General features: G+C 42.1%; 18 protein-coding genes. All 18 read left to right on the forward strand.

The genetic code is table 11. The annotated features are described in order from the left end of the window. The first annotated feature begins 120 nt into the window (after window positions 1–120). On the forward strand, window positions 121–3,741 hold the full coding sequence (gene rpoC / locus A33I_RS19810) for a DNA-directed RNA polymerase subunit beta' (RefSeq protein ID WP_022630049.1): 3,621 nt from the start codon (window positions 121–123) through the stop codon (window positions 3,739–3,741). An 88-nt stretch (window positions 3,742–3,829) separates the two neighbouring features. After that, window positions 3,830–4,078, forward strand: coding sequence for a 50S ribosomal protein L7ae-like protein (locus A33I_RS19815; protein ID WP_022630050.1), 249 nt, complete (start codon window positions 3,830–3,832; stop codon window positions 4,076–4,078). Between the two features lie 110 nt (window positions 4,079–4,188). Next, on the forward strand, window positions 4,189–4,608 hold the full coding sequence (gene rpsL, locus A33I_RS19820) for a 30S ribosomal protein S12 (protein ID WP_012957132.1): 420 nt from the start codon (window positions 4,189–4,191) through the stop codon (window positions 4,606–4,608). Window positions 4,609–4,646: 38 nt separating this feature from the next. Beyond that, window positions 4,647–5,117 (forward strand): 30S ribosomal protein S7, encoded by a 471-nt coding sequence (gene rpsG, locus A33I_RS19825; RefSeq protein WP_012957133.1) that lies wholly within the window; start codon window positions 4,647–4,649, stop codon window positions 5,115–5,117. A 51-nt stretch (window positions 5,118–5,168) separates the two neighbouring features. Continuing rightward, window positions 5,169–7,247, forward strand: coding sequence for an elongation factor G (fusA, locus tag A33I_RS19830; protein WP_022630051.1), 2,079 nt, complete (start codon window positions 5,169–5,171; stop codon window positions 7,245–7,247). A gap of 126 nt (window positions 7,248–7,373) precedes the next feature. Next, window positions 7,374–8,564 (forward strand): elongation factor Tu, encoded by a 1,191-nt coding sequence (gene tuf, locus A33I_RS19835; RefSeq protein ID WP_022630052.1) that lies wholly within the window; start codon window positions 7,374–7,376, stop codon window positions 8,562–8,564. Between the two features lie 300 nt (window positions 8,565–8,864). Then, window positions 8,865–9,173, forward strand: coding sequence for a 30S ribosomal protein S10 (gene rpsJ / locus A33I_RS19840; RefSeq protein ID WP_012957136.1), 309 nt, complete (start codon window positions 8,865–8,867; stop codon window positions 9,171–9,173). A gap of 93 nt (window positions 9,174–9,266) precedes the next feature. Continuing rightward, on the forward strand, window positions 9,267–9,893 hold the full coding sequence (gene rplC / locus A33I_RS19845; RefSeq protein WP_012957137.1) for a 50S ribosomal protein L3: 627 nt from the start codon (window positions 9,267–9,269) through the stop codon (window positions 9,891–9,893). A gap of 25 nt (window positions 9,894–9,918) precedes the next feature. Beyond that, the gene (rplD, locus tag A33I_RS19850) at window positions 9,919–10,542 is read left to right on the forward strand and encodes a 50S ribosomal protein L4 (protein WP_022630053.1); all 624 of its coding nucleotides are present in this window, start codon (window positions 9,919–9,921) and stop codon (window positions 10,540–10,542) included. Beyond that, on the forward strand, window positions 10,542–10,832 hold the full coding sequence (gene rplW / locus A33I_RS19855; RefSeq protein ID WP_012957139.1) for a 50S ribosomal protein L23: 291 nt from the start codon (window positions 10,542–10,544) through the stop codon (window positions 10,830–10,832). The genes rplD and rplW overlap by 1 nt, the downstream gene beginning before the upstream one ends. Window positions 10,833–10,859: 27 nt before the next feature. Beyond that, window positions 10,860–11,690, forward strand: a complete 831-nt coding sequence (gene rplB, locus A33I_RS19860) for a 50S ribosomal protein L2 (protein WP_022630054.1) — start codon at window positions 10,860–10,862, stop codon at window positions 11,688–11,690. Window positions 11,691–11,750: 60 nt separating this feature from the next. After that, window positions 11,751–12,029 (forward strand): 30S ribosomal protein S19, encoded by a 279-nt coding sequence (gene rpsS, locus A33I_RS19865; RefSeq protein ID WP_012957141.1) that lies wholly within the window; start codon window positions 11,751–11,753, stop codon window positions 12,027–12,029. Window positions 12,030–12,055: 26 nt separating this feature from the next. Further along, the gene (gene rplV / locus A33I_RS19870) at window positions 12,056–12,397 is read left to right on the forward strand and encodes a 50S ribosomal protein L22 (RefSeq protein WP_012957142.1); all 342 of its coding nucleotides are present in this window, start codon (window positions 12,056–12,058) and stop codon (window positions 12,395–12,397) included. A gap of 3 nt (window positions 12,398–12,400) precedes the next feature. After that, entirely contained in the window at window positions 12,401–13,060 is a 660-nt protein-coding gene (gene rpsC, locus A33I_RS19875; protein ID WP_012957143.1) for a 30S ribosomal protein S3, read from the forward strand. A gap of 2 nt (window positions 13,061–13,062) precedes the next feature. Further along, window positions 13,063–13,497, forward strand: a complete 435-nt coding sequence (gene rplP, locus A33I_RS19880) for a 50S ribosomal protein L16 (protein WP_012957144.1) — start codon at window positions 13,063–13,065, stop codon at window positions 13,495–13,497. Further along, window positions 13,487–13,690 carry a 50S ribosomal protein L29 gene (rpmC, locus tag A33I_RS19885; RefSeq protein WP_003322618.1) on the forward strand — a complete coding sequence of 68 codons (204 nt, stop codon included), beginning with the start codon at window positions 13,487–13,489 and terminating at the stop codon, window positions 13,688–13,690. The genes rplP and rpmC overlap by 11 nt, the downstream gene beginning before the upstream one ends. Window positions 13,691–13,706: 16 nt before the next feature. Beyond that, window positions 13,707–13,967: a 30S ribosomal protein S17 gene (rpsQ, locus tag A33I_RS19890; protein ID WP_012957145.1), complete on the forward strand. Its 261-nt coding sequence runs from the start codon at window positions 13,707–13,709 to the stop codon at window positions 13,965–13,967. 33 nt (window positions 13,968–14,000) lie between these two features. After that, window positions 14,001–14,369, forward strand: coding sequence for a 50S ribosomal protein L14 (gene rplN / locus A33I_RS19895; protein WP_012957146.1), 369 nt, complete (start codon window positions 14,001–14,003; stop codon window positions 14,367–14,369). Window positions 14,370–14,413 lie beyond the last annotated feature (44 nt).

Below are 14,413 nucleotides of genomic sequence, written 5' to 3' on the forward strand. Positions count from 1 at the left end.
GGCTAGATGTACTAGTTCCCATGTTGCTGTCTTACCCTCTTTAACATATTAAAAAGAGAATATAGATACTTTCATTTGCGTGTTCTATAAGACATGGAAATCAAAAGGGAGGTTGGCCCCTTGATAGATGTAAATAACTTCGAATATATGAAAATTGGTCTTGCTTCACCGAACAAGATTCGTTCTTGGTCACGTGGGGAAGTAAAGAAACCAGAAACGATTAACTATCGTACACTTAAACCTGAGAAAGACGGCTTATTCTGTGAGCGTATTTTCGGACCTCAAAAGGACTGGGAATGTCACTGTGGTAAATATAAGCGTGTCCGTTATAAAGGTGTTGTCTGTGATCGTTGTGGTGTAGAGGTTACACGTGCAAAAGTTCGTCGTGAACGTATGGGTCATATTGAGCTTGCTGCACCTGTTTCTCACATTTGGTACTTCAAAGGAATTCCGAGCCGTATGGGCCTAGTGCTGGATATGTCTCCTCGTTCTCTTGAAGAAGTCATTTACTTTGCTTCATACGTAGTAACTGACCCAGGTGAGACGCCGCTTGAGAAAAAGCAGCTCCTATCTGAGAAAGAATTCCGCACGTACCGTGATAAATACGGCCGCTCATTCACTGCTGCTATGGGAGCAGAAGCGATCCGTAAGCTTTTAGCTGATATCGATCTTGAAAAAGAAGTTGATGGGCTGAAAGAAGAGCTGTTAACTGCTCAAGGTCAACGTCGTACGCGTGCGATTAAACGTTTAGAAGTATTAGAAGCATTCCGTAATTCAGGAAACGAACCTTCTTGGATGATTTTAGATGTACTTCCGGTTATTCCGCCAGAATTACGTCCAATGGTTCAGCTTGATGGTGGTCGTTTTGCTACTTCTGACTTAAATGACCTTTATCGTCGTGTAATTAACCGTAACAATCGTTTGAAGCGCCTTCTAGATTTAGGAGCTCCAAATATTATTGTTCAAAATGAAAAGCGTATGCTTCAAGAAGCAGTAGATGCATTGATTGATAATGGCCGCCGCGGACGTCCGGTAACAGGACCAGGTAACCGTCCATTAAAATCTTTATCTCATATGCTTAAAGGGAAACAAGGACGTTTCCGTCAAAACTTACTAGGAAAACGTGTTGACTACTCTGGTCGTTCGGTTATCGTAGTAGGTCCGAACTTAAAGATGTATCAGTGCGGACTTCCAAAAGAGATGGCACTAGAGCTATTTAAGCCATTTGTTATGAAGGAGCTTGTAAGTAAAGGTCTTGCTCATAACATTAAGAGTGCTAAGCGTAAGGTAGAGCGCGTTCAACCTGAGGTGTGGGATGTACTAGAAGAAGTAATTCGTGAGCACCCAGTTTTATTAAACCGTGCCCCTACTCTTCACCGTCTTGGTATCCAAGCATTTGAGCCAACTTTAGTTGAAGGTCGTGCAATTAAGCTTCACCCGCTCGTATGTACAGCTTATAACGCTGACTTTGATGGTGACCAAATGGCTGTACACGTACCATTATCAGCAGAAGCACAAGCAGAAGCGCGTCTTCTAATGCTTGCAGCTCAAAATATTTTGAACCCGAAAGATGGTAAGCCGGTTGTTACTCCGTCTCAGGATATGGTATTAGGTAACTACTACCTGACTATGGAGCGTGAGGAAGCAAAAGGTACAGGTTCTATCTTTAAAGATACAAATGAAGCATTGATTGCGTATCAAAATGGATATGTGCATCTTCATACACGTGTAGCAATTCCGGTTGCTTCGCTTGGAAAAACAACATTTACAGAAGACCAAGAAGATAAGTTGTTATTAACGACTGTAGGGAAGTTAATCTTCAATGAAATTCTTCCTCCGTCATTCCCATACATCAATGAGCCGACTGCAGTGAATTTAGAGGTGGAAACACCAGCTAAATACATCGTTCCAAGCACAACAGATGTAGCGAAGTTGTTTGAAGAGCGCGAAGTTGTAGCGCCATTTAAGAAAGGCTTCCTAGGAAATATCATTGCTGAAGTATTTAAGAAGTTTAAGATCACTGAGACTTCTAAGATGCTTGACCGAATGAAAGACTTAGGATTTAAGTACTCAACGAAAGCCGGTATTACTGTTGGGGTAGCCGATATCGTTGTACTTGCAGAGAAAAAAGAAATCCTTGCTGAAGCTGAAATTAAAGTTGAGAAGGTATTAAAGCAATTCCGCCGTGGTCTTATCACAGAGGAAGAGCGTTATGACCGTGTTATCTCAGTCTGGAGTGAAGCGAAGGATGTTATCCAGAATAAGTTAATGGGAACTCTTGATAAACGCAACCCAATCTTTATGATGAGTGACTCAGGTGCCCGTGGTAACGCATCAAACTTTACGCAGCTTGCAGGTATGCGTGGTCTGATGGCTAACCCGTCTGGTCGAATCATTGAGCTTCCGATCAAATCAAGTTTCCGTGAAGGTTTAACGGTACTCGAGTACTTCATCTCTACTCACGGTGCGCGTAAAGGTCTTGCCGATACAGCCTTAAAGACTGCCGATTCAGGTTACCTGACTCGTCGTCTAGTAGATGTTGCGCAAGATGTAATCGTACGTGAAAAAGACTGTGGTACAGATCGTGGACTATTAGTCGGTGCGATAAAAGAAGGAAACGAAATTATTGAAGGATTGTATGACCGTTTACTCGGCCGTGTAGCATTCAAGACTGTTCGTCATCCTAAAACAAATGAAGTTCTTGTTAAAAAGAATGAACTTATTACAGAGGATGTCGCTAAAATAATTCTAGATGCTGGAATTGAAGAAATGACAATCCGTTCTGTCTTCACATGTAATACACGCCACGGTGTGTGTAAGCAATGTTACGGCCGCAACCTTGCCACTGGAAGCGACGTCGAAGTTGGGGAAGCAGTTGGAATTATCGCTGCTCAATCAATCGGTGAGCCGGGAACTCAGCTTACAATGCGTACGTTCCATACAGGCGGGGTAGCAGGAGACGATATCACTCAAGGTCTTCCGCGTATCCAAGAGATTTTCGAAGCTCGTAATCCTAAAGGTCAAGCAGTTATCTCTGAAATTGAAGGAGAAGTTGTTGACTTTAAAGAAGGCGACAAACGTGAAGTTACCGTTCGCAGCGAAATGGAGAGCATTAACTATGCGATCCCTTACGGTGCAAGAATAAAAGTGGCTGTCGGTGATCATGTAAAAGCCGGCGAAAGCTTAACAGAAGGTTCGATCGATCCGAAAGAACTTCTAAAAGTTCGTGGTATGGACGGTGTTCAAGAGTATCTCTTACGCGAAGTTCAAAAAGTATACCGTATGCAAGGGGTAGAAATTGGCGATAAGCACGTTGAGGTTATGGTTCGTCAAATGCTTCGTAAAATTCGTGTGGTGGATGCAGGGGAAACAAATGTACTTCCAGGTTCCCTTATTGAAATCCAACACTTCAACGATGAGAACGCAAAAGTGTTACTTGAAGGCAAACGCCCTGCTACAGGTCGTCCAGTACTTCTTGGTATCACAAAAGCTTCTCTTGAAACGGATTCCTTCTTATCAGCTGCTTCGTTCCAAGAAACGACTCGTGTCTTAACTGATGCAGCAATTAAAGGAAAACGTGATGAGTTGCTAGGTCTTAAAGAAAATGTTATTATCGGTAAGTTGGTTCCAGCGGGAACTGGTATGGACCGCTACCGCCACTTGAATATCTTATCTACTCATGATGATAATCAAGAAGAAGCGGAAGCTCCTGTACTAGAAGAAGTAGGAACTCACGAATAAAAACTATTAATAAGTGGTTGACACACATATATCAGGGTGATAAGATATCAAAGTGTGCCTCAGAACCTGTTGCTTTGGAGGATGAACAATGTCTTATGAAAAAGTAAAGCAGGCTAGTAACCTTATTATAGGTACTAAGCAAACATTAAAGGCGCTAGAGATCGGTGAGGTTTGTGAACTGGTTGTAGCAGAAGATGCTGATACTCGTGTAGTATACAAAGTTGAAGCATTAGCGAAGTCAAAGCAAATCCCGGTTTATTATGTTGACTCAATGAAAAAGCTTGGTAAAGCTTGTGGCATTGAAGTCGGTGCAGCCACTGTTGCTTTAAGGAAGTAATCGTGTTTTTGCCATTCGGGGCGATCCGCATGGCAAAAACTTTACTTTTGCCTAAATATGAACCACCAGGATCAGTGGTCTTATCTTTTTAAAAGAGAGGAGGAAAAATAATGCCTACTATTAACCAATTAATCCGTAAAGGACGCGTTGCTAAAGTTAAGAATTCTGATTCACCAGCACTTAACAAAGGGTACAACAGCTTCAAGAAGAATCAAACAAACCTTTCTTCTCCTCAAAAGCGTGGTGTTTGTACTCGTGTTGGTACAATGACTCCGAAGAAACCGAACTCGGCTCTTCGTAAGTATGCACGTGTTCGTTTAACGAACCAAATTGAGGTAACGGCATACATCCCAGGTATCGGTCACAACCTACAAGAGCACAGTGTTGTTCTTATCCGTGGCGGCCGTGTAAAAGATTTACCAGGGGTACGTTACCACATTGTACGTGGTGCGCTTGATACAGCAGGTGTACAAAATCGTATGCAAGGACGTTCTAAGTACGGTACAAAGCGTCCAAAAGATAAAAAGTAATAAAAATAATTGTTTAAATGTTGAAAGGAGGGGAAACAATGCCTCGTAAAGGTCCAGTTACTCGTCGCGATGTATTACCAGATCCTATTTATAATTCAAAACTAGTTACACGTCTAATCAACCGTATTATGGTTGATGGAAAGCGTGGGGTTGCTCAAACTATCCTATATAATGCTTTTGAATTAGTGAAGGAACGTAGCGGAAAAGACCCTATGGAAGTATTTGATCAAGCGCTTAAGAACATTATGCCTGTTCTTGAAGTTAAAGCTCGTCGTGTTGGTGGTGCTAACTACCAAGTGCCGATCGAAGTTAAGCCTGAGCGTCGTACAACTTTAGGTCTTCGTTGGTTAGTAAACTATTCACGTCTTCGTGGAGAAAAAACGATGGAAGAGCGTTTAGCTTATGAAATCTTAGATGCTGCTAACAACGCTGGTGCTTCTGTTAAGAAGCGTGAAGATACTCATAAGATGGCTGAAGCGAACAAAGCGTTTGCTCACTATCGTTGGTAAGATTTTATTCTTATTAAATAAATCGTATGAAATAGGAAGGAGAAATACCCCATGGCAAGAGAGTTCTCCTTAAAAGATACGCGTAATATCGGCATCATGGCTCACATCGATGCCGGTAAAACAACTACTACAGAGCGCGTACTTTTTTACACAGGTCGTATTCATAAAATTGGTGAAACGCACGAAGGTGCTTCACAAATGGACTGGATGGCACAGGAGCAAGAACGTGGTATCACGATCACTTCTGCTGCTACAACGGCTGCTTGGAAAGACCATCGTATTAACATCATTGATACACCAGGACACGTAGACTTCACAGTTGAAGTTGAACGTTCACTACGTGTATTAGATGGTGCTGTAGCGGTACTAGATGCTCAATCGGGTGTTGAACCACAAACAGAAACAGTATGGCGTCAAGCAACAACTTATGGTGTACCACGTGTCGTTTTCGTTAACAAAATGGACAAGACTGGTGCAGACTTCTTGTACTCTGTTGGAACGATTCATGATCGTCTTCAAGCTAATGCACACCCTATCCAATTACCAATTGGTGCTGAGGATGATTTCAATGGTATCATTGATCTTATCGAAATGGTTGCATACTTCTATGAAGATGACCTAGGTACTCGTACTGAAGCGAAAGAAATTCCTGAAGAGTATAAAGAACAAGCTCAAGAATATCGTGAGAAACTAGTTGAAGCAGCTGCTGAGCTAGACGAAGAACTCATGATGAAATACTTAGAGGGTGAAGAGTTAACGAATGATGAAATCAAGGCTGCAATCCGTAAAGGTACTTGTAACGTTGAATTCTACCCAGTTATCTGTGGTTCTGCATTCAAAAACAAAGGTGTTCAATTAATGCTTGATGCAGTACTTGATTACCTTCCTTCACCACTTGATGTACCTGCAATTAAAGGTACAGTACCTGACTCTGAAGAAGAAGTAACTCGTGAACCTGGTGATGACAACCCGTTTTCAGCACTTGCGTTTAAAGTTATGACTGACCCATTTGTAGGTAAGTTAACATTCTTCCGTGTTTACTCTGGTACACTAGATTCAGGTTCTTATGTTAAGAACTCAACTAAGGATAAGCGCGAGCGTGTTGGTCGTATCCTTCAAATGCATGCAAACTCACGTGAGGAAATCTCTACGGTTTACTCTGGTGACATCGCTGCTGCTGTTGGTCTAAAAGATACAACAACTGGTGACACTCTATGTGATGAAAAGAATCTTGTTATTCTTGAGTCAATGGAATTCCCAGAGCCGGTTATCTCATTATCAGTAGAGCCAAAGTCTAAAGCTGACCAAGATAAGATGGGTATGGCATTAGCTAAGCTCGCTGAGGAAGATCCAACTTTCCGTACTGAAACAAACGAAGAAACTGGTCAAACAATTATCTCTGGTATGGGTGAACTTCACCTTGATATCATTGTTGACCGTATGAAGCGTGAGTTTAAAGTAGAGGCTAACGTTGGTGCTCCACAAGTATCTTACCGTGAAACGATCCGTCAAACGGCTCAAGTTGAAGGTAAGTTCGTTCGTCAATCTGGTGGTCGTGGACAATTTGGTCACGTTTGGGTAGAATTCTCTCCAAACGAAGAGGGTGCAGGTTTCGAATTCGAAAATGCAATCGTCGGTGGATCAGTTCCTCGTGAATACATTGGATCTGTAGAACAAGGTATTGAAGAAGCTCTTGGCAACGGTATGGTTGCTGGATACCCTGTAATCGATATTAAAGCGAAGCTTTATGATGGTTCTTACCATGATGTCGATTCAAGTGAGATGGCGTTTAAAATTGCTGCATCTATGGCACTTAAAAACGCTAAAACTAAGTGTAAGCCAGTATTACTTGAGCCATTAATGAAAGTTGAAGTTGTTATTCCTGAAGAGTACATGGGTGATGTAATGGGTGACGTTACAGCACGTCGTGGACGCGTTGAGGGTATGGAAGCACGCGGTAACGCACAAACAGTTAAAGCGTTCGTTCCATTAGCTGAAATGTTCGGGTATGCAACATCATTACGTTCACGTACGCAAGGACGCGGAACGTATTCAATGTTCTTTGACCACTACGAAGAAGTTCCTAAGAGCGTAGCGGAAGAGATCATTAAAAAGCAAAACGGTCAGTAATAACGTTTTGTAATTGTTTCATACAACGTTTTGTTGTAAGCTAAGAAAGGTGATATTCGTATGGGTATGGCACCTTTCTTATTCATAAAAAACTTACTATTGTTCATTTAAGGGAGGAAATTAATCATGGGTAAAGAAAAATTCGACCGCTCGAAAACGCATGCCAATATCGGTACTATTGGACACGTTGACCATGGTAAAACAACTTTAACAGCTGCAATCACAACTGTACTTGCTAAGCGTTCTGGTAAAGGTGCTGCAATGGCGTATGACGCTATCGATGGTGCTCCAGAAGAGCGTGAGCGCGGTATCACAATCTCAACTGCACACGTTGAGTACGAAACTGATAACCGTCACTATGCACACGTTGACTGCCCAGGACATGCTGACTATGTTAAAAACATGATCACTGGTGCTGCACAAATGGACGGCGGTATCTTAGTAGTATCTGCTGCTGATGGCCCAATGCCACAAACTCGTGAGCACATCCTTCTTTCTCGTCAAGTAGGTGTACCTTACCTTGTTGTATTCTTAAACAAATGTGACATGGTAGATGACGAAGAGCTACTTGAATTAGTAGAAATGGAAGTACGTGACCTTCTTTCTGAGTATGACTTCCCTGGTGACGATGTACCTGTTATCCAAGGTTCTGCTCTTAAAGCACTTGAAGGTGACGAAGCATACGAAGAAAAAATTATCGAACTTATGGCTGCTGTAGATGATTACATCCCTACTCCAGAGCGCGATAAAGAAAAGCCATTCATGATGCCAGTTGAGGATGTATTCTCAATCACTGGTCGTGGTACGGTTGCTACTGGTCGTGTAGAGCGTGGACAACTTAATGTTGGTGACGTAATTGACATCATCGGTTTAGCAGATGAGCCATCTTCTACTACTTGCACAGGAGTAGAAATGTTCCGCAAGCTTCTTGACTATGCTGAAGCTGGTGACAACATTGGTGCACTACTTCGTGGGGTTTCACGTGACCAAGTTCAACGTGGACAAGTACTTGCTAAGCCAGGTACTATTACTCCACACACAAACTTCAAAGCTGAAGTTTATGTTCTTTCAAAAGAAGAGGGTGGACGTCATACTCCATTCTTCTCAAACTACCGTCCTCAGTTCTACTTCCGTACAACTGATGTAACTGGAATCATCAACCTTCCAGAAGGCGTTGAGATGGTAATGCCTGGTGACAACATCGAAATGACTGTTGAACTAATTTCACCAATCGCAATCGAAGAAGGTACTAAGTTCTCTATCCGTGAGGGTGGACGTACTGTAGGTGCTGGTGTTGTAGCTACAATCACTAAGTAATTTTATTACTTTTTGATAGAAAGCATCTTGGTTTTCCAAGGTGCTTTCTTTTTTTATGCATTTAATTTCGATAAAACCTTGCAATTACTCATAGGTATCGTTATAATAGTAGGAGTGTGCCCAACATAAAAACTTTTACTTGATTTAGGTCTTGTACCTATGTATAATGTTGAATGTTGGTCATTGGCAGCGATGATGTGGAAGGTTGCTGATACACCCGGCCCCTTTGCCATGGCAGGGTGTAGGAAATTTTCACGGAGTATGTCTGTTTATAAAATGGACGATAAAGGAGGGGCTATAATGGCAAAGCAAAAGATTCGTATTCGTTTAAAGGCGTATGATCATCGTGTTCTTGATCAATCAGCAGAGAAGATTGTAGACACTGCAAAGCGTTCAGGTGCTAATGTATCTGGTCCGATTCCACTTCCAACTGAGAAGTCGGTTTACACAGTTCTTCGTGCGGTTCACAAGTACAAAGATTCTCGTGAGCAATTCGAGATGCGTACGCACAAACGTTTGATTGATATCGTGAATCCAACTCCACAAACTGTGGATGCTCTTATGCGTTTGGATTTACCGTCTGGCGTAGACATCGAAATCAAACTATAAATCTGTATGATCAATTAGTGAATATAGACTTTTATATGTAAGTATATAAAAATGGCAAACAAAAAATTCGAGTTATATTAGGAGGTGTAACGGATGACCAAAGGAATCTTAGGTAGAAAAATCGGTATGACACAAGTGTTTGCTGAAAATGGTGAAGTCATCCCAGTAACAGTTATCGAAGCTGAGCCAAACGTGGTTCTTCAAAAGAAAACTGTTGAGTCTGATGGATACGAAGCAATCCAAATCGGATTTGCTGACCAAAAGAAATCAAATACTAACAAGCCTCAAGAAGGACATGCTGCAAAAGCTAACACAGCTCCTAAGCGCTTCATGAAGGAAATCCGTAACTTCGACGCTTCTCTTGAAGTGGGTAACGAAGTTAAAGTTGACACATTTACAGCTGGAGACGTAGTAGACGTAACAGGAACATCTAAGGGGAAAGGTTTCCAAGGTGCTATCAAGCGTCATAACCAATCTCGCGGACCGATGTCTCATGGTTCACGTTACCACCGTCGCCCAGGTTCAATGGGTCCTGTAGCTCCAAACCGTGTATTCAAAGGTAAACTATTACCTGGACGTATGGGTGGAGAAACAGTAACAGTACAAAACCTTGAAATCGTAAAAGTTGATACAGACCGTAATCTTCTATTAGTTAAAGGTAACGTACCTGGAGCTAAAAAGAGCTACGTATCTGTACAAAGTGCGGTTAAAGCAAAATAAAGATTGAAAGAAAGGAGGACACATCATGCCGAAAGTAGCAGTATTTAACCAAGCTGGTTCACAAGTAGGAGATATCGAATTATCTGATTCGATTTTTGGCATTGAGCCAAACGCAAGTGTACTTCATGATGCAGTAGTAATGCAGCAAGCATCTCTACGTCAAGGTACACACAAAACAAAAGGACGTTCAGAAGTACGCGGCGGCGGTCGTAAACCATGGCGTCAAAAAGGAACAGGTCGTGCTCGTCAAGGTTCGATCCGTTCACCACAATGGGTAGGCGGTGGAGTTGTTTTTGGACCAACACCACGTAGCTATAGCTACAAGCTACCTAAAAAAGTTCGTCGTCTTGCAATCAAATCTGCTCTATCAAGCAAATTGAAAGCAGCAGAAATCGTTGTTTTAGACAACCTACAACTAGATGCTCCAAAAACAAAAGATATGGCTAACGTATTAAATGGCCTTTCTGTTGACAGCAAAGCTCTTGTTGTGACAGCTGATTATAATGAAACAGTTGCATTATCTACACGTAACCTTCCTGGTGTAACATTTGTTACTGCAGAAGGAGTAAACGTTCTTGATGTGCTGAAGCATGATAAGCTTGTCATCACTAAAGACGCAGTTGCAAAAGTAGAGGAGGTGCTTGCGTAATGTCAAACGCTCGTGATATCATTAAGCGCCCCGTAATTACTGAACGTTCAACTGACCTTATGGGTGAGAAAAAATACACGTTCGAAGTAGACGTTCGTGCTAATAAAACTCAAATCAAAGATGCTCTTGAAGAGATCTTCGAAGTTAAGGTTGCTAAAGTTAACACAATGAACTACAAAGGTAAGTCTAAGAGATTTGGACGTTACACGGGTTACACAGCTCGTCGTAAAAAAGCCATTGTTACATTAACACCTGAGAGCAAAGAACTCGAATTCTTCGAAGGTGTATAAGTTTAAAAGCGAAGGAGGGAACTGAACATGGCGATTAAAAAGTATAAACCGACCAGTGCCGGTCGTCGTGGTATGTCCGTATCAGATTTCGCGGAAATCACAACTGACAAACCGGAAAAGTCGTTACTTGCTCCTTTACACAAAAAAGGCGGCCGTAACAACCAAGGTAAATTAACTGTACGTCACCAAGGTGGCGGACACAAACGTCAATACCGTGTGATTGACTTCAAACGTACTAAAGATGGAATTCCAGGGCGCGTTGCTACGATCGAATACGATCCAAACCGTTCTGCTAACATCGCACTAATCAACTATGTTGATGGTGAAAAGCGTTACATCTTAGCGCCAAAAGGTCTTAAAGTTGACATGATGATTGAATCAGGTGCAGAAGCGGATATCAAAGTAGGTAACGCATTACCTCTTAAAAACATCCCAGTTGGTACTGTAATTCACAACATCGAACTTAAGCCTGGTAAAGGTGGACAATTAGTTCGTTCTGCTGGTACAGAAGCTCAACTTCTTGGTAAAGAAGGAGATTATGTATTAGTACGTTTAAACTCAGGTGAGACTCGTTACATCCTTGCTACTTGTCGTGCGACAATTGGTCAAGTTGGTAACGTTGAACATGAACTTATCAACATTGGTAAAGCAGGTCGTTCACGTTGGTTAGGCAAACGTCCAACTGTTCGTGGATCTGTTATGAACCCTAACGATCACCCACACGGTGGTGGTGAAGGTAAAGCACCAATCGGACGTAAGTCTCCAATGTCTCCTTGGGGTAAACCAACACTTGGATTCAAAACTCGTAAGAAGAACAAAGGATCTGACAAGTACATCGTACGTCGTCGTAAAAAATAACGGGGTTTGGCTGCGGTTCTCGCGTAGAACCGTGGGCGAATCACGAAGGGAGGTTTTCTCATGGGTCGTAGTTTGAAAAAAGGACCTTTCGTTGATGATCATTTAATGAAAAAGGTCGAAGCTCATAACGAAGCTAATGACAAGAAAGTGATCAAAACTTGGTCTCGTCGTTCAACAATTTTCCCTGAGTTCATCGGGCACACTATCGCAGTATATGATGGCCGTAAGCATGTTCCAGTTTACATTTCTGAAGACATGGTAGGACACAAACTTGGTGAGTTTGCACCTACGCGTACGTATAAAGGTCATGCTGCTGATGATAAGAAAACAAGACGTTAAGGTTAGTTAGAGAGGAGGTCCTATCCATGCAAGCTAAAGCTGTAGCAAAACAAGTGCGTATTGCTCCTCGTAAAGTGCGTTTAGTTGTTGACTTGATTCGTGGAAAGCAAGTAGGTGAGGCGATCGCTATTCTTCGTCACACACCAAAAGCTGGTTCACCTGTTGTAGAAAAGCTTCTAAACTCTGCAATTGCGAATGCTGAGCATAACTATGAAATGGAGCCAAACAACCTTGTAATTAGTGAAGCGTATGTAGACGAAGGTGTTACTTTAAAACGTTTCCGTCCACGTGCGATGGGACGTGCGAGCCGTATTAACAAGCGCACTAGCCACATTACACTGGTTGTAACTGAAAAGAAGGAGGGATAAAGCGTGGGTCAAAAGATTAATCCTACTGGACTTCGAGTTGGCGTTATCAAAGACTGGGAGTCAAAATGGTACGCTGAGAAAGATTATGCTGATCTACTACACGAAGATATCAAAATTCGTGAGTATATTGAAAAACGCTTAAAAGACGCTTCTGTGTCTAAAGTAGAAATCGAACGTGCTGCAAATCGCGTAAATGTTACAGTTTCTACTGCTAAACCAGGAATGGTGATCGGAAAAGGCGGTTCTGAAGTTGAAGCTTTACGTAAAGCACTTAACGAATTAACTGGCAAACGCGTTCACATCAACATTTTTGAAGTTAAGCAAGCTGATTTAGATGCTAAATTAGTAGCTGAAAACATTGCTCGTCAATTAGAAAATCGTATTTCGTTCCGTCGTGCTATGAAACAAGCGATCCAACGTACAATGCGTTCAGGTGCAAAAGGTATTAAAACTCAAGTATCTGGTCGTCTTGGTGGCGCTGATATTGCACGTGCAGAACACTATAGCGAAGGAACAGTTCCACTTCACACACTTCGTGCTGATATCGACTATGGTACAGCTGAAGCTGATACAACTTACGGTAAGCTAGGCATCAAGATCTGGATTTATCGTGGTGAAGTCCTTCCAACGAAAGGAACGAACAAAGAGGAAGGAGGCAACTAATCATGTTAATGCCAAAACGTGTGAAATATCGTCGTGAACATCGCGGAAAAATGCGCGGTCGTGCAAAAGGCGGTACAGAAGTACACTTCGGTGAGTATGGTCTTCAAGCGCTTGAAGCTTCTTGGATCACTAACCGTCAAATCGAAGCAGCGCGTATTGCTATGACACGTTATATGAAACGTGGTGGTAAAGTTTGGATCAAGATCTTCCCATCTAAGCCTTACACTGCTAAGCCGCTTGAAGTTCGAATGGGTTCTGGTAAAGGTGCTCCTGAGGGCTGGGTTGCTGTAGTTAAGCCTGGAAAGATTATGTTTGAAATCTCTGGTGTTTCTGAGGAAGTTGCTCGTGAAGCTTTACGTCTAGCTTCTCATAAATTACCGGTAAAATGTAAATTCGTAAAACGCGAAGAAGTGGGTGGTGACGCAAATGAAAGCTAATGATATTCGTAACTTAACCACTGCTGAAATTGAGCAAAAGACGAAATCACTTAAAGAAGAGTTGTTCAACCTTCGCTTTCAACTAGCGACTGGTCAATTGGATAATCCAGCCCGCATTCGTGAAGTTCGTAAAGCAATTGCTCGTGCGAAGACAGTATTGCGTGAACGTGAGCTTGGAATTAACAACGGCTAAAAAGGAGGTTTGCTAAATGGAACGCAACCAACGTAAGGTATATACAGGGCGCGTTGTTTCTGACAAAATGGATAAAACAATTTCTGTTCTTGTTGAAACATACAAAAAAGACCGCCTTTATGGAAAGCGCGTAAAATACTCTAAGAAGTTAAAAGCGCATGATGAAGAAAACGCTGCTAAAATTGGCGACGTTGTTCGTATCATGGAAACTCGTCCGCTTTCAAAAGATAAACGTTTCCGCTTAGTTGAAATCGTAGAAGAAGCGGTAATCATTTAATAGAAGTTCTCGATTGAAGGGAGGTAAGATCGCATGATTCAACAAGAATCCCGTTTAAAAGTTGCTGATAACTCTGGTGCTCGTGAAGTACTATGTATTAAAGTATTAGGTGGTTCTGGCCGTAAGACAGCTAATGTTGGTGATGTTATCGTTTGTTCTGTGAAACAAGCAACACCAGGTGGCGTTGTCAAGAAAGGTGAAGTTGTGAGAGCAGTAATCGTTCGTTCTAAGAGCGGCGTACGTCGTAACGATGGTTCATACATCAAGTTTGATGAGAACGCAGCAGTTATCGTACGTGACGATAAGAGCCCACGCGGAACTCGTATTTTCGGACCAGTAGCACGTGAACTTCGTGACAACCAATTCATGAAGATTGTGTCTCTTGCTCCAGAAGTTCTTTAATAGATATTAACGGAAGGCCCTGTCAAGGAGGTGCGAACATGGCG

The organism is Alkalihalophilus marmarensis DSM 21297, from assembly GCF_000474275.2.
GTDB lineage: Bacteria > Bacillota > Bacilli > Bacillales > Bacillaceae_D > Alkalihalophilus > Alkalihalophilus marmarensis.